18 protein-coding genes are annotated in these 22,040 nt (G+C 38.1%); 6 read left to right on the top strand and 12 right to left on the bottom strand.

Annotated features, from left to right (window positions below):
- The first annotated feature begins 146 nt into the window (after positions 1-146).
- The 4 genes from FCI53_RS19225 (at position 147) to FCI53_RS19240 (ending at position 4,606) form a co-directional block, all read left to right on the top strand.
- Positions 147-707, top strand: a complete 561-nt coding sequence (locus FCI53_RS19225; protein WP_138420624.1) for a beta-class carbonic anhydrase — start codon at positions 147-149, stop codon at positions 705-707.
- 119 nt (positions 708-826) lie between these two features.
- Positions 827-2,368 carry a spore germination protein gene (locus FCI53_RS19230; RefSeq protein ID WP_246050158.1) on the top strand — a complete coding sequence of 514 codons (1,542 nt, stop codon included), beginning with the start codon at positions 827-829 and terminating at the stop codon, positions 2,366-2,368.
- A 4-nt stretch (positions 2,369-2,372) separates the two neighbouring features.
- On the top strand, positions 2,373-3,479 hold the full coding sequence (locus FCI53_RS19235) for a GerAB/ArcD/ProY family transporter (RefSeq protein ID WP_138420625.1): 1,107 nt from the start codon (positions 2,373-2,375) through the stop codon (positions 3,477-3,479).
- Positions 3,476-4,606 (top strand): Ger(x)C family spore germination protein, encoded by a 1,131-nt coding sequence (locus FCI53_RS19240; protein WP_138420626.1) that lies wholly within the window; start codon positions 3,476-3,478, stop codon positions 4,604-4,606. The genes FCI53_RS19235 and FCI53_RS19240 overlap by 4 nt, the downstream gene beginning before the upstream one ends.
- A 237-nt stretch (positions 4,607-4,843) precedes the next feature.
- Here FCI53_RS19240 and FCI53_RS19245 read toward each other — a convergent pair whose 3' ends face one another.
- The 4 genes from FCI53_RS19245 to FCI53_RS19260 all read right to left on the bottom strand — a co-directional run bounded on the left by FCI53_RS19245 (position 4,844) and on the right by FCI53_RS19260 (position 8,129).
- Positions 4,844-5,668 (bottom strand): aldo/keto reductase, encoded by an 825-nt coding sequence (locus tag FCI53_RS19245; protein WP_138420627.1) that lies wholly within the window; start codon positions 5,666-5,668, stop codon positions 4,844-4,846.
- A gap of 38 nt (positions 5,669-5,706) precedes the next feature.
- Positions 5,707-6,054, bottom strand: a complete 348-nt coding sequence (locus FCI53_RS19250) for a hypothetical protein (RefSeq protein ID WP_138420628.1) — start codon at positions 6,052-6,054, stop codon at positions 5,707-5,709.
- A gap of 175 nt (positions 6,055-6,229) precedes the next feature.
- Positions 6,230-6,559, bottom strand: coding sequence for a hypothetical protein (locus FCI53_RS19255; RefSeq protein ID WP_138420629.1), 330 nt, complete (start codon positions 6,557-6,559; stop codon positions 6,230-6,232).
- A 496-nt stretch (positions 6,560-7,055) separates the two neighbouring features.
- The gene (locus FCI53_RS19260) at positions 7,056-8,129 is read right to left on the bottom strand and encodes an undecaprenyldiphospho-muramoylpentapeptide beta-N-acetylglucosaminyltransferase (protein WP_138420630.1); all 1,074 of its coding nucleotides are present in this window, start codon (positions 8,127-8,129) and stop codon (positions 7,056-7,058) included.
- A gap of 103 nt (positions 8,130-8,232) precedes the next feature.
- Here FCI53_RS19260 and FCI53_RS19265 point away from each other — a divergent pair, with 103 nt between their 5' ends.
- Positions 8,233-9,594, top strand: coding sequence for an MATE family efflux transporter (locus FCI53_RS19265; RefSeq protein WP_138420631.1), 1,362 nt, complete (start codon positions 8,233-8,235; stop codon positions 9,592-9,594).
- Between the two features lie 92 nt (positions 9,595-9,686).
- Here FCI53_RS19265 and FCI53_RS19270 read toward each other — a convergent pair whose 3' ends face one another.
- The 5 genes from FCI53_RS19270 to FCI53_RS19290 form a co-directional block, all read right to left on the bottom strand.
- On the bottom strand, positions 9,687-10,874 hold the full coding sequence (locus FCI53_RS19270; protein WP_138420632.1) for a NupC/NupG family nucleoside CNT transporter: 1,188 nt from the start codon (positions 10,872-10,874) through the stop codon (positions 9,687-9,689).
- A gap of 273 nt (positions 10,875-11,147) precedes the next feature.
- Complete coding sequence (locus FCI53_RS19275) at positions 11,148-11,651, bottom strand: hypothetical protein (protein WP_138420633.1); 504 nt, start codon at positions 11,649-11,651, stop codon at positions 11,148-11,150.
- Positions 11,652-11,844: 193 nt separating this feature from the next.
- Positions 11,845-13,134: an NCS2 family permease gene (locus FCI53_RS19280; RefSeq protein WP_138420634.1), complete on the bottom strand. Its 1,290-nt coding sequence runs from the start codon at positions 13,132-13,134 to the stop codon at positions 11,845-11,847.
- A gap of 186 nt (positions 13,135-13,320) precedes the next feature.
- Positions 13,321-14,760: a PH domain-containing protein gene (locus tag FCI53_RS19285; RefSeq protein ID WP_246050159.1), complete on the bottom strand. Its 1,440-nt coding sequence runs from the start codon at positions 14,758-14,760 to the stop codon at positions 13,321-13,323.
- Positions 14,753-15,232: a PH domain-containing protein gene (locus tag FCI53_RS19290; protein ID WP_138420636.1), complete on the bottom strand. Its 480-nt coding sequence runs from the start codon at positions 15,230-15,232 to the stop codon at positions 14,753-14,755. Before FCI53_RS19290 ends, FCI53_RS19285 begins: the two co-directional genes overlap by 8 nt.
- Positions 15,233-15,510: 278 nt before the next feature.
- On the opposite strand from FCI53_RS19290, the gene FCI53_RS19295 reads away from it, so the two are divergent.
- Positions 15,511-15,969: a DinB family protein gene (locus FCI53_RS19295; protein WP_138420637.1), complete on the top strand. Its 459-nt coding sequence runs from the start codon at positions 15,511-15,513 to the stop codon at positions 15,967-15,969.
- Positions 15,970-16,020: 51 nt separating this feature from the next.
- On the opposite strand, the gene yhbH is transcribed toward FCI53_RS19295, so the two are convergent.
- The 3 genes from yhbH to FCI53_RS19310 form a co-directional block, all read right to left on the bottom strand.
- Positions 16,021-17,181 carry a sporulation protein YhbH gene (gene yhbH / locus FCI53_RS19300; protein ID WP_138420638.1) on the bottom strand — a complete coding sequence of 387 codons (1,161 nt, stop codon included), beginning with the start codon at positions 17,179-17,181 and terminating at the stop codon, positions 16,021-16,023.
- Positions 17,182-17,506: 325 nt separating this feature from the next.
- The gene (gene odhB / locus FCI53_RS19305; protein WP_138420639.1) at positions 17,507-18,781 is read right to left on the bottom strand and encodes a 2-oxoglutarate dehydrogenase complex dihydrolipoyllysine-residue succinyltransferase; all 1,275 of its coding nucleotides are present in this window, start codon (positions 18,779-18,781) and stop codon (positions 17,507-17,509) included.
- Positions 18,768-21,626, bottom strand: a complete 2,859-nt coding sequence (locus FCI53_RS19310; protein ID WP_281279569.1) for a 2-oxoglutarate dehydrogenase E1 component — start codon at positions 21,624-21,626, stop codon at positions 18,768-18,770. The genes odhB and FCI53_RS19310 overlap by 14 nt, the downstream gene beginning before the upstream one ends.
- Positions 21,627-22,040 lie beyond the last annotated feature (414 nt).

Consider the following 22,040-nt stretch of genomic DNA (forward strand, 5'->3'; position numbering starts at 1 on the left):
CCACTGATGGTTAGCTAAATGAATTGATTTTTTTAGGCAGTTGCTCCCTCACTTATTTTTCCAGTTGCCACAAATCTTGATGTAGGGGCTTACAGCCTGTTAAAGCGGAATAAATCCATTGACAAAACAGACCAAGGAGGAAAAACATGTACTTAGATGAATTACTTGCCTACAATGAGGCTTTTACCAAAGAAAAAAAATATACACCTTTCAAAACAGATAAATTCCCTGATAAACGTATTGTTATTTTCAGCTGTATGGACACACGTTTAGTAGAGTTATTACCTAATGCACTACATATTAAAAACGGCGATGCTAAAATTATAAAAAACGCCGGTGCCATCATAAAAAAACCTTTTGGCAGTATCATGCGTAGCTTACTAGTAGCAGTATATGAATTACAAGCAGATGAAATTCTTGTGATTGGTCATCACGATTGCGGTATGAAGGGGTTTGATGGAAATGCGATGCTCGAAAAAGCGAAACAAAGAGGAATCACAGACGATACGATTCAAACATTACATTATGCAGGTATAAATGTAAAAGATTGGCTTCAAGGGTTTAATCATGTCGAAGATTCTGTCCAACATAGTGTTGACCTTATCCGCCAACACCCTCTCTTACCACAAGACACTCCAGTGCACGGACTTGTCATTGATCCACACACAGGAAAACTTGATGTCGTTAATAAAGGCTATGAAAACTAAAAGTCTCTGAAATGGAGGCTTTTCCCTCATCTCTTCCTTACAAATTATTCTTATGTACATAAAAATCACAACCTTCCCCCATACTACTTATAGTACTGTCTATACAGGGGGAAACACAATTGATTAGAAAACGCAAACGTAAACAATTAGCTTACGAACAACCTAAAACTAAAAACGAGGTACACTTCCCTCTAGAATCAGAACAGACAAAACAAGCAATCCAGGAACAACTTCAAAACGAATCTAGTTTAATATTTAAAGAAGTGAATGTTCAGGACCAAACGATTGTTGTTTGCTATATTTCTTATTTAATTGAACAGACACAAGTAGATTCTAACCTTTTAGCACCACTTATTGATAGCAAGGAAAAATGGACCACCACTCGTTTGGAAACGAATTTACCAATTGGAAATGGACAGCAGTACGACACGATTGAACAGGTTTGCAGCCAACTTATTAAAGGCAGTGTCGTTGTCTATATTGAAAACGAAAAAAGTGCTATCACCTACTCGATTTCAAAAAATGAAAGGCGTTCGGTTGAGAAACCTGAACGAGAGTCGATTGTAGTTGGTCCACAATCCGCTTTCTCTGAATCGTTAGAAACCAATTTAAATGTCGTACGGTCACGTGTCCAATCAAACGAACTTGTCACCGAATCATTTAACATAGGGGCTCGATTGCCGACGGAAGTTCGGCTTGTATATTTAAAATCACTCGCCAATGATGAAGACGTGCAAACGATGCGGCAGCGTTTGAATAACCTAAAAATAGATGACCTTGAGGATGCCTCTGTACTAGTTCAATATATTGAAGATACGAACAAGACAGTCTTTCCGTTGTTTTACCTAACTGAATTAGTCGATCGTTTTTCCTATGGTGTGAGTAAAGGAAAAATTGGGGTATTAGTAGATGGAAGTCCAGAAGCAATTGTTGCCCCTACAACATTCTGGGGTTTTTTTGAATCCACTGAAGATGTTTACTTTCGGTGGAGTGTTGCGACATTCTTTCGTATGTTACGATTCGCAGCCATGTTTATCTCTTTTGTTTTAACACCTGTCTATGTTGCAGTGGTAACCTATCATTATGAAGTAATTCCTACAAATTTATTAGTTACGCTTGGGGAATCACGTTCACAAGTGCCATTCCCCCCGATATTAGAAGTTTTATTTCTCGAGTTAATTATTGAATTACTGCGTGAAGCAGGGGCACGCCTGCCAACGAAAGTTGGTCAAACGATTGGGATCGTTGGGGGTATTGTATTAGGGCAAGCTGCCGTTGACGCGGGCTTAACCAGTAGTGTGCTCATTATTGTTATTGCCATGAGTGCATTAGCTTCCTTTACCGCCCCAAGTTATTTAATGGGATCGGCTGTACGCGTCATCCGCTATCCGCTTATCCTATTAGCTGGTCTTATTGGTTTAGTTGGGGTAACATTCGGGATCTGTTTACTTATCATTCATTTATTAAAACTTAAATCACTTGGACGTCCCTATTTCTTACCTGTTTATCCATTTATTTTTAAAGATTTGGATAACTCTCTTTTTCGTTTACCATTTTCGATTAGTAACAGGAGAAGTATCGCTTTAAACACCAAAGATCCTATACGTTATCAAGAAAGGAAATCAAAGAAGCCTAAAGATATAGAGGATTGGGGGGAATAACAATATGAATGTGAACGTGAAAGTCAAACATGGTTCTCGGATCCAGTCCTTCTATTTATTTTTTATTTTAGTAAATATCCAAACCGGTACCGGGATAATTGGGGCCCCTCGTTATATTTATGAACAAGCGAAACAGGATGGATGGTTATCAGTGATTATCGCTGGACTATTCGTCCATTTTGTCGTTTTTATGATGTTCTTAACGTTAAAACAATATGAAAATACAGATATTTTTGGAATTCAACAAGACCTCTTTGGCAAATTGATTGGTAAATTACTAGGGACAATCTTTATTATATATATATTCGCGAGTTTGTTAAGTGTTTTAATTAATTACATACAAATCGTTCAATACTTTATTCACCCAATTTTATCCCCTTGGCTTTTAAGTTTCTTACTTCTTATATTAGTTGTTTATTCGGTCTTAGGTGGGATAAGGGTAATTGTTGGTGTAGCATTTGTTTTCTTTGTCTCAACTTTATATATCCTATTTTTTCTTTATCACCCGCTTTTGGAAATGGATTTGCACCGTTTTCAACCATTCTTTGAAGCATCTCCAATGGAATTAATGGAAGGAGCACGTGCTACGTCTTATTCCTTATTAGGGTTAGAAGTGGTGCTTTTTATCTATCCGTTTATCGATGACAAGAAAAAAGCGCAACTTCCATCTCAACTTGGCGTTGCCATCACTGCGCTTTTTCTTTTATTAGTAACGATTATTTCGATTGGCTTTATGGGACGTGAACGTTTAGCTGATTCATATTGGCCCATCTTAATCTTTTATAAGTTTATTTCTTATGAAATCATTGAACGATTTGATTTGATTGTGGTAACTGCTTGGATGATGGTCGTTCTACCAGTGATGATTTTGCTAACATGGATGATGACTTACGGAATGAAAAGAATGTATAACATTCGTCAAAAGAAAACGTTATTTATCATTTGTTTTCTTTTATTTATTGGTGGTGGGTTAATGAAAGAACAGGTAATGATAACTAATTATACCAGCTACGTTGGTCAAATCGGGTTTTGGCTCACCTTTATTTACCCAATTATCTTGTATCCTCTCGTACGAATTAAGAAAGCATTAAAAAAGGAGGGGAAAAATTGATACGGATCGTAATGACACTTTGTTTAGTCATGCTTAGCCTTTCCGGTTGTGTGCCAGGTCAGCAAATAGAACAACTAGGGATTATAACAAGCTATGGAGTTGATCTCTTAGATGAAGAAGAAGGTACCCTTGACAATACCATATTGTACACCCAATTTGATCCTGAGGCACCACAACCGATGCAAACAATCGAAAGTACATCAAGCACCTATCTAGACGCGATCAGTGCCGCTAACTTAAAAACAAGCTATAAACTTGTCACAGGGCACATTAGCTTGAAATTATTTGGAAAAGAGATGGCAGAAAAAGGCATCATGCGCCTACTAAGTCCACATTTACGTGATGCAGAAGAGCCAGCTAATATTTATATAGCTGTAGGCGAACCAACAGCAAAAGAAATCCTGATGAGCAAAGGCATTACAGATGTCAGTAAATTTCTCGATCAATTATTTGAAAATAACATTCGAGAAGAGATTTTGCCCAAAAGTAATTTTATGGATTTCGTACACAATGTAGACGACCCTGGTGTTGATCCAATTCAACCTGTCATAACAATTAAAAATGATAAACCTGTAATTGATCAAATTGGTTTATTTCAACAGGACCAATATGTTGCATCCATTTCACCTGATGAAACCTTTTTAGTGAAATTAATTATTGAAGACTTTCGGGCTGGCAAAAGGGAAATAATACTACCTCGCGCTCCTTTCGACCCATTTATACAAAATGATACAGATGAACAACCAAAAGAAGATTTGTACCTAACTTTAGATGAAATTAGGAGTAGTGCAGACATCTCATTAGAAGATAAAAAACAACTGCATTATCAAGTAAATGTTGATCTTGAGGCACGATTAATGGAGTCCTCCGAGCCGATCAAAATTGACAGTGACAAAGTCTTAAATTTATTGGAGACTGAGATGTCAAGAAAATTTGAAGAACAATATGAACAACTCACAAATAAATTAAAAGAATTAAATGTTGATCCAATTGGATTTGGCACCCACTATAACGCGGAAACAAAACATGAGGATTTGACAGATGAAAAGTGGCGTGAACTCTTTCCAACTACAACGATCAATTATAATGTCAATGTCAATATCATTCGACACGGGGTGATAGAGTAATTGAATGTCTTCCATAATAAAGTGAAACTTCACTCAGTGGGGTTTTTGCTCTTCCCCACTGAGTGTTAGTACCACTTGCGAGAGACCCGCAGGCCCTTGAACAGATCGAAGTGAAAGCGATCGTTTACTCACGCTTAAACATCTCCGTTTTAAATCATGTTTGGTAGCGGAGTCTTACGGATGGTTCCACTGGGATAAAGCCCCTATAACAATGGCTGTACTCGTGGGGCAATCACATTAATATGGAAACTCATCAGGATGAAAGCCAATTCGTTTGTCTTGATTGATGCTATCGATTTTTTCCATATCTTCGTCTGTCAGTTCAAAATCAAAAATAGCAGCATTTTCTTGTTGTCTAGTAGCTTTCACTGATTTAGGGATGGTAACAATACCGTTTTGGTAATCCCAACGAACAATGATTTGTGCAGGTGTTTTATTATATTTAGTTGCTAACTCTTGTAGGACAGGATCATCAAAATAGCTTGCCTTACCTAAAGGTGCCCATGCTTCAACGATGATGTTGTTATTTTTACAATATTGTCTTGTTTCAACTTGGGCTAACTGTGGATGTAGTTCAATTTGATTGACCATTGGCTTGATGGTTGCAGCTTGGATGAGGTCGTCTAAATGGTGAGGAAGGAAGTTACTTACACCAATCGCTTTAGCCTTCCCTTGTTCATAAATGGTTTCTAATGCTTTCCACGTTTCTTTATACTTACCTGGTACTGGCCAATGAACAAGATATAGGTCCACATAGTCCATGTTCAGACGATTTAAACTCCGATCAAACGCGGCAAGCGTGTTGTCATAACCTTGCTCATCATTCCAAACTTTTGTTGTTACAAAGATTTCCTCTCGAGGTATACCACTATCAGCAATCGCTTTGCCTACCCCCTCTTCATTTTGATAAAACGAGGCCGTATCAATATGACGATACCCCTGTTCTAGAGCAGAGGAAACGGCTTGGTATACATCTGTTCCCGCTTCTACCTTATACACACCAAGACCGATTACTGGAATCTCAACACCATTATGTAGCTTTGTAGTAGTTGTCAAACTCATTCAAAATCCCCTCCATGTATCAGTTTACATCTATTATTTTAGAGGATATAAGCGGAATAGGAAAGAGAAAAGGGATGCTTAGTATTAGACAATCGTTCCGGCAGAATATTACACTTTTCATACACTTTTATTAGATCTGCGTATTTACAGCTTTTCCTTACATCATCCAGCGTTTTTTCTTTAGATCCTGCGCGTTTACGGCTTTTTCTTACATCATCTAGCGCTTTTTCTTTAGATCCTGCGCGTTTACGGCTTTTTCTTACATCATCTAGCGTTTTTTCTTTAGATCCTGCGCGTTTACGGCTTTTTCTTACATCATCTAGCGTTTTTTCTTTAGATCTTGCGTATTTACAGCTTCTTCTTACATTATCTTGCGCTTTTTCCAAAGATCCTGCGCGTTTACGGCTTTTTCTTTAGATCTTGCGTATTTACGTTTTTTTTCATACATTATCTCAAACTTCTAGAGTGTAAATATCTTACATAAAAAACAGTTGCCTAGTAGCAACCGTTCTTCAATGATCGATTTTTCAATTCTATTGGGTGACTATTGCCAACCATGGCCTACTTCGGTAATCGTTGTTCATACAGAAAAAAGGATACCATTCGCACCACAATCGGGTAAGTGGCTAACAGAACAATTAAATCCCCTACACCACCTAACACATCGGTAACGAGGAACCAGATTGCTATGATTAGTATTAAGACAAATCGAATATTCCCCGATGCACTATTAATTGGTGTCCATAAATTCCAAATTGTACTTACTTCTTGTTCCACTTCCTTAAAACAAACATAGTGATACGGCTTAATCCTTAGCATGTTCGAAGCAGTTACTAGCTGGTCTCTTTTCTGTATCGGTTTATGACAATACATGCAAATAGGTTGTTTCATTTTGTTAGGTCCTTTCAATGTAGTCTTCAAACTCTGTTTAATGAAGATAAATCCGCTACGTACTCTTATTTATTGATTATTTGAGAATCTCTATAAAAAATTGTTCATGCACATAAGCTGTATTATGTGCACTAAAGTAAATTCTTTATTTTTGGTGTATAGAGTATTTCATCTATCACTCATCAGAAAACTTATACCAGCGAAGGCAGAATACGGAGACTCCTCGAAAATAAAGTTCAATTTTCTTCGTGCGATGCATCGCTGCCGTAGCGTTCCTTGTCCTGCAGGAACAGCACGAGTCCGAAGACCCCGCAGTGCGATCTTCACGATGAGGCTGAGGCCGTGCCCGCGGAAAGCGTAGTATTCTGCCGTAGCGATCTCATAGCACTCTTTTCAATCAGTGCAAACGTAACTAAATTAAACTAATGTACATAATACAGCATATGTGCACTACTGATCTGTTTTGTTGCCGCAGTTTGGATTCAATGGGATGCGGTTATTTTTTACTTGCTGATTTAATCACTTGTATTACTTTGTCCTTGGCTTGATGACTTTCGTAGTTTCTCATATTTTTCAGCATATCATGTTTACTCGCTTTTAATTGTTTCAATTCTTCTAACAAGCGATCACCAGTCAAGTCTTCTTCTTCTAGTACCTGCGCATAGCCTTGCTTTTTAAATGAGTTAGCATTTAGAATTTGATCTCCTCGACTAACTTCCCTGGATAAAGGAATTAACAGCATTGGCTTTTTTAATGCTAAAAATTCAAAAATCGCGTTGGCCCCTGCTCGTGATAGGACAAAATCAGTTGCTGCGAACAAGTCACTTAGCTCCTTATTGACATAATCATACTGGGCATATCCTTCGACTTTTAGGCTTTCATCCACATTTCCTTTCCCACAAATATGAATGATTTCAAAATCTTTTAATAAGGAATCAAGTTGTTCACGAACGGCTTGATTGATGCGTCTAGCACCAGCGCTTCCTCCCATAATTAATAATACGGGTTTCTTTCCTTTTAAATTGGCAAGTTCCAGTCCTTGTTTTCTACTGCCACGGAATAATTGTTCGCGAACCACCGCACCTATCCATTCTGCTTTTTTTTCTGGTAAATACGTTATTGTCTCAGGAAATGTGGCTAATACTTTTTTGGCAAATGGAATCGCAAGTTTATTAGCAAGTCCTGGTGTATAATCGGATTCATGAATCACTGCAGGTACTCTTTTCATCCACGCTGCAGCCAATACCGGAACAGACACGAAGCCACCTTTTGAAAAGATCACCGATGGTTTCGTTTTCCCAATTATGCGATAGGCTTGCATCGTACCATTCAATACTTTAAACGGATCCTTAAAATTTTCTTTGGAGAAGTATCTCCTTAATTTTCCAGTTGAGATTGGATGATAGGTGACATTGTCAAGTTGACCGATCAATTCCCGTTCAATTCCATTTTTGGAACCAATATAGTCAACCTTCCAACCTTCTCGTTGAAAAACGGGAATAATTGCCAGATTCACCATCACATGTCCTGCCGTTCCCCCACCAGTAAACAAAATCCGTTTCTCATTCATGCTATGACGCCCCTTTTTTTAGTTCACACTATATGTAATGTATATGTTCTATGCTATAATCCTCTTTATCCTAATGGAAAATACGTAAAAAAGGAAGAGCATTTTGTACGAAACTAACACAATCAAACAAAAAATAAAATTATTCCTAGTTATCCTTATACCTATTTTAATAACACAAGTAAGTATGTATGCAATGAATTTTTTCGATACGGTTATGTCTGGGAACGCTGGGGCCGAAGAACTCGCTGGTGTTGCGATTGGTTCCAGTCTTTGGGTTCCGATTTCAACTGGAATTAATGGCATTTTAATGGCTCTCTCACCAATTGTTGCGCAATTGGTGGGGGCGAAACGCGAACAAGAAGTACCCGAAAATGTCCGCCAAGGGGTTTACTTAGCAATCGGATTGGGTTTAATCGTTGGCGTAATTTGCTTATTCGCAGTCGATCCCATCCTAAATCACATGGACTTAGAGACCCAAGTAAGACATGTAGCCAAATATTATTTATTAACTATTGGGCTCGGGATTGTTCCGCTGTTCATTTTTAATTTACTCCGTTGCTATATCGATGCACTTGGTCAAACACGTACATCGATGGTCATCATTTTATTATCTTTACCACTTAATATTTTGTTTAATTATGTCTTTATCTTTGGAAAACTTGGCCTTCCTGCTTTTGGTGGGATTGGTGCCGGCATTGCTTCAGCCCTAACATATTGGATCTGCTGCGCAATCGCGATTTGGATTATTATGAAAGTACGTCCATTTGCAACACACAAGATTTTTAGCCAGTTGTCGAAACCTTCATTACGTGCATGGTGGGAACAATTAAAAATTGGTGTTCCGATCGGGATGTCGATTTTCTTTGAAGTAAGTATTTTCTCTGCTGTCACGCTGTTTATGAGTGTATACAGCACGTATACGATTGCAGCACATCAAGCAGCGATGAACTTCGCCTCGTTTCTTTACATGGTACCTTTAACGATTGCCATGACCCTTACGATTGCGGTCGGGTTTGAAGTTGGTGCTAAACGAATTAAAGACGCGCGAACATATGCATACATTGGAATTTCAACTGGTGTGGTAATCGCGTTTATTGCAGGTTTTATTTTGTATACATTTGATGAACCAGTTGCACGTCTTTATAATACCAACCCTGAAGTGGTCGAATTAACAACACAGTTTATATTTTATGCCATCTTTTTCCAGTTTGCTGATGCATTTGGCGCCCCACTGCAAGGTACGTTGAGGGGATATAAGGACGTAAGTATTACGTTTTGGATGTCACTTGTTTCTTATTGGTTGATTGGGCTTCCAAGTGGTTGGATACTCGCTAATTTCACAGACTTCGGTCCATTTGGTTATTGGATTGGCATTACAATTGGGCTAAGTGCAGGAGCTATTACCTTGTTTGGTCGTTTGCTGTATTTACAAAGAAAGCTCATTACAAAATATTTGTCAGATTAGATATAATATCCAGCGTAAGTTTTACGCGAGGTATCCTTCTTCATGTAAAAGGAGAACGTTGTCCAAGTCATCAACGTTCTCCTTTTTCTTGTTTATAAAAATAACCCTGCCATTGTTGCAGACAGAATCGAACCTAATGTCGCACCAATTAAAAGTTTCATCCCAAACCGGGAGACTGCTGCTCCTTTGTCTGCATCAATACCTTGAACAGTACCTGCAATGATACCGATGGAAGAGAAGTTAGCAAAACTAGTTAGGAAAACAGATACTACCCCTACCGTTTTTTCAGAGAAAACTTCCATTAATGGTACTAATTCTCCCATGGCTACGAATTCGTTGGTAACAATTTTCGTACCCATAATTCCACCAGCTTCAATTACTTCACTAGGTGCAATGCCCATTAAAATACCAATCGGGGATAGAACGTAACCTAATATTTCTTGAATTGTGATTCCAGCAAAGACGGTTTGGATAATGGCATTGACCAACTCTAATGATGCAATAAAGGCAATTAACATTGCTGCTACAATGAGCGCAATCTTACCACCATCTAAAGCACCATTCGCCATTGCTTCAAAAATACTTTTCGAATCAGAAACTTCTTTAATTTCAACTTGGTCGTCTTCTTTCTTAACTGCTACTGGAGCTATAACGGATGCAATAATTAATGAACTTAACATATTTAGCGGTAATGCCACTAACACATATTCCGCTGGTAACATTTGAATATATGCTCCAATAATGGATGCAGATACAGAACCCATTGCAGACGCACTAACAATATATAAACGATTATTGTCTAAATGGTGGAACTGTGACTTAATCGCAATTAATGCTTCTGATTGTCCAAAGAAAACACTATTGACCGCGTTAAATGATTCCACTTTAGGTAACCCCGTGATGAAGGAAATCAAACCACCTAAATACTTAATAAGAGTTGGCAATATACGAAGATAGGTTAATACCGAAAGAATGGTAGCAAAGAAAATAATTAATAATAAAACATTAAAGAAAAATACACCGCCTTCTCCAATTTCAAAACCCCCAACAACGAAGCCAACACCTTCATTACCATATTCAATTAACAAATTAAATACATCCGAAATCCGTCGAATAATCCAACTACCAATTGTTGTCTTGAACATAAACCAAGTTGTAATCACCTGTACACCAAGCATGATTAAGACACCGCGGAAATTTATATTTTTTCGATCATTCGACATTAAAAATGCAATTCCGATCACAATCGCTATTGCTAATATCCCTAACAATATACCCACGTTTTTCCCTCCGTTTCATTTCTTGGTCTACGTTTAGATATTCCCAATGAACGGAGGAAATATGAATGTGCTACTAAACCATACTATAAGTAAGGAATCTCGGCGATTGAATATGGAGAAAAGTTATCTCGGCAGATTCATCCTGTTTTTAATGGCCAAATCTGCTGTGACGGGCTCTCCATCGGCTGATTTTAAAACTTTGTTCTACGAATAAAAATCCCTGGATAGAATGTTACTTCTATCCAGGGATTTTTCAATAAAACTTACCTAGTCTTAAGAGTCAAAGGATTGCGCCACTTTGAGTAGGTCATTTTTTGTTACTTTGTTATTTTGTTGCTGTTGTCGGTCATCAGCACTTGCACGGTATGTCATTTTATAAGTAATGTGATCATTGTGCCAAAATAAAATTTTAGCATAAGTGTTATCAACATATTGACCACTTACTTGCTCGTCTATTTGGATTTGTTCTGGTTGAAAGAATGATCCTTCTGCTTCACCATTTATAAACTGAATCGATAGTAAGTCATTATCACTCGTATAAAAACTCACATCCAACGCTTCTGCTTCCGTTTCCGTATCTTGATATTGATCTGAGATTAAAAAATCTACCTCTATTGGAACGAACTTTGGCAATTGCGGTTGAAACGAAAGTTCATTAACAGCCGCCTCCACCTTCTCTTTATTATAATCATAAAAGCCTTCAGGTATAGGCTCCGAACAAGCAGTTGCAAATAGAGATAGAAGGAATAACAATAGTACAAACTTAAATCTTTTCATCATCGATCCCCCAATCTCGTTCAGTGAATTATTACATTAGGTTAGACGAATTCCCTATTGATTATGTTTCAAAATTAGACAAACTTTTTTTACACCTATCTTCAATTTGATTACCAAACTAATTTATCTGCACAAAATTTTATAACAAAAAAAGACCTCCTAAACGATAAACGATAGAAGGTCTCCTGCTACTTTAATGAACTGGGAAGAAAATCATCTGGATTAAAAAGATAATTGCAAATAAATATAAAACCCAATGTACTTGTTTTCCTTTTCCACTTACCAACTTTAATAATGGATACGTAATAAAACCAACAGCGATACCAGTCGCAATACTTGATGTCAATGGCATTGTTAAAATAATAGCAAAGGCTGGAAATGCCTCATCAAACGACTTCCAATCAATTCGTGCTAACCCTTCCATCATAAAGCTTCCAACAATAATCAACACTGGTGCCGTAATTGCTGGTAAGTTAGAAATTGCCGCAACCACCGGCGAGAAGAACATCGATAATATGAACAAAATTCCAACAACTAATGAGGTTAGACCTGTTCTACCTCCAGCACCGACACCTGCTGCAGATTCAATATAAGCCGTTGATGGACTTGTCCCAAAAGCAGAACCAGTCGTTGTTGCAACCGCGTCTGCCATTAATGCTGCTCTAGCTCTTGGTAATTTGCCATCTTTAATAAATCCTGCTTGCTCTCCAACTCCAACCATCGTCCCCGTCGTATCAAAAAGCGTGATCAGTAAAAATACGAACACAACTGCATACAGGCCTTGTGAGAATACACCGCCAATATCAACATCAAAAAACACGGGTGTTGGTGGAACCGAAACAACTCCATCGAAACTTAATTGGTTGGTGAAGAAACCAATCACCCCAGTTAAAATCATTCCAACAAATAGTGCACCCTTTACATTCAAAGCTAGTAAAATCAACGTTACAAATAAACCTACAATCGTCAACAACGGCACACCTTGATGAAGATCTCCTAACGCAACTAGGTTAGCCTCATCGTCTTGGACGATGCCAGACATTCTCAGCCCTAGAAATGCAATGAATAAACCAACCCCGGCTGTAATCCCATATTTTAACGAAGAAGGTATGGCTTTAATTAATGTTTCTCGCAAGTTTGTTAAACTTAATAAAATAAATAATAGCCCCGCCAAAAACACAGCACCAAAGATCACTTGATAAGATAAACCTTCCGATGCAACAACAGTAGCAAAATACGCATTTAATCCCATACCTGGCGCAATTGCAATCGGATAATTAGCAAAAAACGCCATAATGAGCGTTCCGACCACGGCTGAAATGATTGTGGCCATAAACACTTGATCGAATGGTACTCCGGCACTTGATAAGATAACAGGGTTAACCGCTATGATGTATACCATCGTAAGAAAAGTAGTAAATCCAGCGTAAACTTCTGTTTGTATATTTGTTCCATTTTGTTTCAACTTAAATAGTTTCTCCATATGTATCCCCTTATTTTTTACGAATGTTTTATAACAACACATACTATAATATTCGTTTTTTAGACTTTTTTCAATCCATTCCGACAAATTTATTTGTTTTTTTGACATTTGAGAGAATAGCTAATCATTGTTATAACTTAAACTTTTCATCAAAAAACGCACTGTCCCTGTTGGAACAGTGCGTTTCTAATCTTTTTGATAAGAATACCAATCTGCAATTCGTTCTACATCGGATTGGTTCAGCTCTTGAACAAGATAATGTTTTCCGCCAAAGTTATTTAAAATCGACGGACTTACATTTGCTAGCTGTTGTTTGCGATGTAAAATGTGTTGTTTTATTTCTAAAGATTGAACACGGCGTTGTTTTACAAAAATCGTTTCTTTACTAAACAGTCTCATTTGTAATGTAAGTTGCTGTTCAGATAAATGAAAGCCTGCTGTTTGGAAACGTGCAAACCCTAACGAACATGCGATAGCAAGGATCACCAGTGGAATCCATATCCATTCAAGTCCTAACACAGCTACTACAATAACAGCAACCAATGGCACAAATGCTGTTCGCAGAAGATAATATGGCAACGCCCGTTTTGGCACTTGGATGAAATCTGTTGGCACTTGCTCATATTCTGGTAAAATTTCTTGTAAAAAAGCTACTACCTCACTTTTCCTTAATAATGGAAAAAGCAGTGTTTCCGTGTTTTTATTATTATCTTGCACCCCACCAGCAATTTCAACAAATACTGTCGTATACCCTAATGGCTGACGGACCAATGACTGCTTAACACCAACCGCTTGAATTCGTTTCAGAGGAATCGTCATCTGTCTTTTTTCTAACAATCCTCGTGTGATATATAACTCCTTTTCATACCTTGTAATCGTAAACTGTCCATATTTAATGACCGTTCCTAGAATACCAATTCCCCATAGAAACAATAGCACCATAATGGCTAGACCAACCAAGATTTCAATCGCTTGCACCACGATCCAACCCGTTACTTCTTGATAGACTGTCGCTGGAATGACACTTTCCAATTCCGAAAAAAATACAACAAATAAACTTAGAATCACACCAAAACTTCCTGATGTCGAACCTGCAATGATTAGCCGTTTGACCGAAATAGAACGAGATGGAAAGATAGACGGATCCTCGGGCTGATTCACATTTTGCTGTTGCTTGATGTTTGGTTCATTAACCTGCTTTAATTGCTCATGCAAGTACTTCCCCTCGTCAAATGTAACAGCACTTAAACTTGCATCAACATCACGATCGCTTCCTGCCGTTTCGATTTGCACCTTTGTCAATCCAAAGATACGATGGATGACCCCTTGGGTTAAATCAATTGATTGAATCCGACTTTTGGAAATCGAACGTTTCTTTCTGATCAGTACACCTTGTTCAATTCTTATTTGATCCTCTTCCAATACGTAGGTAAATCGGAACCAGGATAAAATGCCGTAACCTATTAATAATATGGAAAAAACAGCAACTCCAATAACACCATAAATAAAGGGACCTTCTCCAATGGACAAGATGATTAAAGGTAATGCTGCAACAATAAATTGTCGTAAACTAGAAATAACCGTAAAAATCATCGCCGCTGGGTGTAATCGTTTTGGATTAGACATCATCTTGCTCCACCCTTGCTAACTCAGAAATTTGATCACGTAAATCGGAAGCTTCTTCTTCTAAAAGTGCAGGAATTTCATGAGTTGTTGCTGCAGTCGAAATGGTTAAACTAGATAGACCGTACTTTTTTAACACCGGCCCTTGTTTTGTATCAACATGCTGAACTCGAATCATTGGTACTAAGGTTCGCGAAACAACTAAGATCCCATGCTGAATATAAATCTCTTGTTCAAACACTTGGTAGCGCCATCTTCTCCAACGTAACTTAGGAATAAGAAAGACTGTAATTAATCCTTCGATCACACTCAAAATAAGGGCTATAACACCTAACCAATAGGAAAAGTCAAAAAAGTAAGCTAATAAAAACAGGCCGACTGTAATTAGAATCGGTACAGCAAGCCATAACAATGCCACAAGCTTCCATGCTTGGATAGCATCCTTGGCAATTCTTTCACTTGGTGGTTGTCTCATAATAATACGAATCCTTTCTATTTTTTTTAAACTCTATTATAAAGTGAAACGTCAATCAGTAGGGGGTTTTGGTCTTCCCCACAGCGTGTTAGTACCACAAGGAGTGACCCGTAGGCCCTCGAACCAATTAGGGCAAAAGCGAACCATTAGATGTTTTGAAATCGGAATCTTATAGAAGGTTGCCCGTGATAAATCATTTCATCCGAAACAGGTTCTTTGACTATCTCTACTACTTCATTTACATTTTAACTATATCATTAAATGGAAGGAAGGTATATATGAGTAAAAGTCAGCATTATATAGACTATTTTTTATCCCATCGAAAAGTAACCAACACATTGATTGGTAAAATGGAGAAAGAAAACTATGACTATAAGCCAACACCAACATCCATGTCAGCACAAGAACTTGCCTTACATATGCTACAATCATTCTACCAATTTACAGCTACTGCTGCGAAGCAAACACCTGAAGTGCTTCATCAACAAGGGGAAGCCGTTGACTTAGTCGAACTAGCTGAAACGTATACGAATAAAACCGTTAAACTATTACAGTCTTTATCAGATCAAGACTTCGAAGAGATCATTGATTTAACAGACATCCTTGGAGCAAAGCTACCTGCTGCTCAAGTAATTGACATGGCAATTGATCACGAGATTAATCACAAAGGAAATCTTTTTGTTTATGTACGGGAAATGGGACATACTGACTTACCAATGTTCGTTGCAAAAGGATAAATAGAAGGGCCTGATATCTATTTATGGATATCAGACCCTTTTTTAATACCTTTACACTTTCATTTCTTCTTGTTGTTGACTAAAGAACTTTTTCATCGCATAAAACACATCAGCTTTTTTCCTTAACACATAGGACTGCAGCTTTGGATTTTCGATTTTATTAAACACTTGCATTAATGTGGAGTGACGATTGTACTGATTGACTTCGCCATACCCAAACATACTTGCATGCTCGATTAATTCATTAATTAGTGGCACACAACGTCGATTATCAGACGTCAAATTGTCTCCATCTGAAAAATGAAATGGATAAATATTATAACTTGCTGGTGAATACTTTTGCTCAATTAATTCTAACGATTTGCGATAGGCTGAAGAACAGATCGTCCCACCACTTTCTCCTTTAGTAAAGAAGGATTCCTCATCCACTACTTTTGCTTCGGTATGGTGGGCAATAAATTCAATTTCAACCGTTTCATATTTCGAACGTAGGAAGCGCGTCATCCAAAAGAAGAAGCTACGAGCCATATACTTTTCCCACAATCCCATACTACCACTTGTATCCATCATCGCTAACACAACTGCTTTTGATTCTGGTTTCTCGATATCTTCCCATGTTTTATAACGTAAATCGTCAGGAAAAATTGGATTAAATTGTGGCTTACCATCCATTGCATTTCGTTTAAATGCTTCTAACATCGTACGTTTTTTGTCAATGTTCCCTTGTAAACCTTTTTTGCGAATATCTCGGAATTCAAAATCTGTCGTTACAATATTATCTTTCTCTTTTTCTTGTAAATTTGGAAGTTCCAATTCACTAAAAAACTGCTCTTCTAATTCCTCAAATGAGACTTCAGCTTCATAATAATCTTGACCTGGTTGATCCCCGGCCCCTTCGCCTTTTCCTTGTGCCTTTTGTGGTTTTCCATCCTTGGCTATGACATCACCGACATCACTATCACCATCGCCTTGGCCTGCATGTTTATTCTTGTCTTGACTATAGCGGATTTTGTATTCGTCTAATGAGCGGATTGGTATCTTGACAACATCTTTCCCTCTAGACATTATGATGTTCTCTTCACTAACTAAATCGGGGAGCTTTTTCTTGAGGACGTCTTGCACTTTATCTTGGTGGCGCTTTTGGTCATCATACCCTTTTCTGTGGAGGGACCAATCTTCTTCTGAAATCACAAAATTCTTAGAATCAGCCAAGCAATTCCCCTCCTCCTAGGATTAATAGTTTTACCAGGAAAACATAGCCACTGCTTTAATACGCTATGCTTTTCTAATATTACTACCATTCTATGCAGGCATTTCCAATTTGATTAAACATTTTGTAAAAAAGTGTAGTTAGACTAATTGGAATCAACTGTGACTGCTTTGCTCTCGGTTGATTTGCGCTCTTTTTCTGATCGAACTTACCGTGACAATTTAGTTAAATCCGATATGTAATGGTTATGGTTGATCTACCAAAATAAAAACAATAAAAGCGCTAACCTGCACACAACAGGTCAGCGCTTTTATCTAATATATTTCATTAACCTTCTAGCAATAAATCATATGGGTCTTCCAGTAACTGTTTAATACGTACTAGGAATTGTACTGCTTCTTTTCCATCTATAATTCTATGATCATAGGATAAAGCAATATACATCATTGGACGAACTTCAATAGAATCGTCTGGCATCGCAATTGGTCGTTTTTGGATGGAGTGCATTCCTAAAATACCAACCTGTGGCGCATTAATAATTGGAGTGGATAATAATGAGCCAAAAATACCACCGTTTGTTATTGTAAACGATCCTCCCTGAAGGTCAGACAATTGTAATTGCTTATCTTGTGCTTTTTTACCAAGACGACCGATCTCTTCTTCTACCCCAGCAAAATCTAGTCGATCAGCATCTCTTACCACTGGAACTACTAATCCATCATCAGTAGAAACAGCAATACCAATATCATAGAATTTCTTCATCACAATTTCGTTACCTTGGATTTCAGCATTAATTAATGGGAAATCTTTCAATGCTGCCACGACAGCCTTCGTAAAGAAGGACATAAATCCAAGTTTAACCCCGTGCTTTTCTAGGAATTTATCTTTGCGTTCACTACGAAGCTTCATAACAGAAGTCATGTCTACTTCATTAAAAGTCGTTAACATCGCTGCATTGTGCTGGGCATCCACGAGTTTATTCGCAATCGTTTGACGGCGACGAGACATTTTCACACGTTCTACCGGTTTATCAAACTCTGTCTTTTCCGAAGCTTTGGACGCTTCTTTCTTTTCTGGTTTTGATTCCGCTTTCGTTGCAGCCTGTTTCACATAAGCTTCAAGGTCCTCAGGATGAACGCGACCTAATGGATCACGCGGGTAGACATCACTAAGATTAATTCCTAGTTCACGCGCACGTTTACGGGTAGCAGGAGAAGCAATCACATCTTGGTTACTTTCTACTGATTGTTGTTCTGCTTTTGGTGCTTCAGCAGTTGCTGTTGCCGCCGCTTGTTTTTGTTCTTCTTGCTTCTGTGGTTCTGGCTCTGGAGCAGAGGCAGTTTCAGATGCTCCACCACCAGCCTGACCAGATTCGTCGACACTTGCAATCACATCTCCAACTTCTACATCTTCACCTTCTTCTTTTAAAAGGTCGGCAACCACACCACTGTAGTCGGAGTTCACCTCAACATTTACTTTGTCTGTTTCTAGTTCTACTATTGGATCCCCTGATTCTACTTGATCTCCTTTTTTGACTAACCACTCTGCGATCGTACCTTCTGTAATAGATTCTGCTAATTCTGGGACTTTAATTTCCTTCACTGAAATCTCCTCCTTTAGACAGCTCTAATGCCTCATGTACAATTCTATTTTGTTCTGTCTTGTGTATGTTTGGTTCACCGACAGCTGGTGAAGATCGTTCACAACGACCAACATAAATTAACTCTTGATCCTCATTCAACATTTTAAATAGTGGTTCTTTGACAAAGTTCCAACTTCCCATATTTCTTGGTTCTTCCTGTACCCAAACAACCTCTTCCACATTGGAACAAGCTTTTAATACTTGCTCAATTTGTTTTTGAGGGAACGGATAAATTTGTTCTAATCGTAAAATATGGATATTGTCAAAGTTTTTGGACTTACTCATAGCCTCTTCAATATCAACCATTACTTTTCCACTACCAATCACTAAACGCTTTGCTTTCTTTGTCGTTTTAGGTAACCCTGGTTGTGGAATTAATGGATTAAACTTACCTTCTGTAAACTCTTTTGCATCCGAGGCCACTCGTTGATTTCTAAGTAAACTTTTCGGTGTCATCACGACTAGTGGACGAGCAGATTCACTATCCACTAAGGCTGCTTGGCGACGTAATAAATGGAAGTATTGTGCACTTGTTGTTACATTCGCAACAATCCAATTATTCTCTGCAGCTAAATTCAAGAAACGTTCTAATCTCGCACTTGAGTGCTCCGGACCTTGACCTTCATAGCCATGTGGTAGCAGCATGACCATATTTGACTTTTCGCCCCACTTCGCACGTCCCGCTGCAATAAATTGATCAAAAATAACTTGGCCTGCATTTGCAAAATCACCAAATTGTGCTTCCCATAAAACAAGAGTCTTTGGAGCTTGCACGCTATACCCATATTCAAAACCAAGCACACCTGCTTCTGACAATGGACTATTATGGATATCAAAAGACGCCTTCGCTTGTTCTAATCCATGCATTGGACAATACGTTTCCCCTGTATTCACATCATGTAACACTAGGTGTCGGTGCGCAAATGTACCGCGTTCAGAGTCTTGACCAGTCAATCGAATCGGTATACCATCTTGTAAAATGGAGGCATAAGCAAGGGTTTCAGCAGTTGCCCAGTCAGCTTTATTCCCATCTTCTAATGCATCTCCGCGTTTGTTTAAAATTCTCTCCAGCTTTTTAAAACCTTGAAAACCTTCAGGACGTTTGAGTAATCCCTTGTTCAATGCTTTTAACTGATCTAATGGAACCGCAGTCTCTATATCTGACAAGCCATTACGCAAGGCTTGTGGAACTGGTTTCGCTTCAGGTTCACTTGTACTGTCTTCTCTCATGTTATCGTAGATACCTTTTAACTTATTAAAAACGGCATCCTTCATTTCATTAATCGTATTGTCTTCTACAACGCCTTCTTCTTTTAGGCGGTTAGAGTAAACAGTTGATACAGTCGGGTGCTGATCAATATCTTTATATAATTGCGGTTGTGTTGCGCGCGGTTCGTCCATTTCGTTGTGACCATAACGACGATAACCAACCAAATCAATTAGAAAATCTTTATGGAATTTTTTACGATATTCATAGGCAAGTTTCACTGCAGATACACATGCTTCAGGATCATCTGCATTTACATGCACAATTGGTATTTCAAAGCCTTTTGCTAAATCACTTGCATATCTTGTCGATCTTCCTTCTTGCTGACCCGTTGTAAAACCAACTAAATTGTTCGCAATCAAATGGATCGTTCCACCTGTTTGATAACCACGTAGCGCACTCATATTCAATGTTTCAGCGACAACGCCTTCCCCAATAAATGCAGCATCCCCATGAATAAGAATGCTTAATGCTTTATTCGTATCTTGCTTTGGATAGCCGACTTGAAAACGATAATCTTGTGCTGCTCTCGTAAACCCTTCTACAACAGGATTGACAAATTCTAAATGGGATGGGTTATGTGCTAAAGTAATACGCGTTGGAGATGGCTTTTCTTCCCCTACTTTTCTTTCCGCACCAAAGTGATATTTCACATCCCCAGTCCATCCATACGTAATCGCTTGAGAACCTGCAGAAGGAACTAACTCTTTATCTCCGGAATGATGAAATTCTGAGAAAAGTTTATCAAATGGCTTTCCTAAAATATGTGTCAACACACTTAGTCGACCACGGTGCGCCATTCCCATTAAGATATCTTCTGTTTCATCGTAAAAGGAATATTGAACGATCCGATCCAACATCGGGACCATTACTTCTAATCCTTCAATGGAAAATCGTTTTTGAGCAACAAACGTTTTAGCTAAAAAGTTTTCAAAGCCTTCTACATCTGCTAGCTTTTGTAGTAAATTTTTCTTTTCTTCACGATCCATACCGACTTGGTAGGATCCTGTATCCACTTTATGTTGAAGCCATTTTCGTTCTTCATCATTGTTTACATGATCATATTCAAATGATATCGTTCCTGCATAATTCTTTTTCAATACATTCACAACATCTAATCCAGTTTTCACATTTTGTGGCGCATCTTCCCAAATCCACTCTGAAGGAATCGCTTCCAAATCTTTGTTCGTCAGTTGATAAGACTTTGGATCAATTAGTGGTGAATGCCTTTCCTTTTGTGCGCCAACAGGATAAATGTCTGCTTCTAAATGTCCGTAACGTCGAATAGCCTCAACAAGTTTCATTGCTGAGGTAAGCTTTTTAATGTCATTTGATGTAGGTTGTTTTGTATTTGTTTCTTCTTGTGAAAATCCCCCTTGTTTTACCCATACTGGAGCACCGTACACATCGAATAGATCTTTTAATGATGCGTCAACAGCTGCTGGGTCTTCCAAATAGACTTCATATTGTTCTTCTACATACCCCATGTTTGGACCATGAAAATTTTGCCAGAATCTTTCACTAGATTCATGTGTCACGTCTTATACCCCCATTAGTAGTTCACTTATCCTACTTAACACTTATCCCCGTGCTGCAAAAACTTGAGCACTGATTTCATTACTAATATAACCTATTTTCAAAACAGAAACAACAATCAAGATTGGATATTTCAAATGATTTTGTTAATTGGGAAAATTCGTTTTTTACCATTCTACTTTATTAGCTAAAAATGCGATAATAAGCAAAGATTTTCTGTTTTACCCACATTAAAGAAAACAGTATTTCCCTAGTTTTGGATTTTTGAAATGTACTTTTTTGCATAGTAGCTATATACTGCGCAGTAAATTTCAATTTCCTATATATATGACGAGTGATAATAGGCCGCTGCGGAAAACACTACGCTTTCCATGGGTGGCTGATGAGCCTCCTCGTTCGTCCCTCACTGCGGGGTC

Origin of the sequence: Aquibacillus sediminis (genome assembly GCF_005870085.1) — a bacterium.
GTDB lineage: Bacteria > Bacillota > Bacilli > Bacillales > Amphibacillaceae > Aquibacillus_E > Aquibacillus_E sediminis.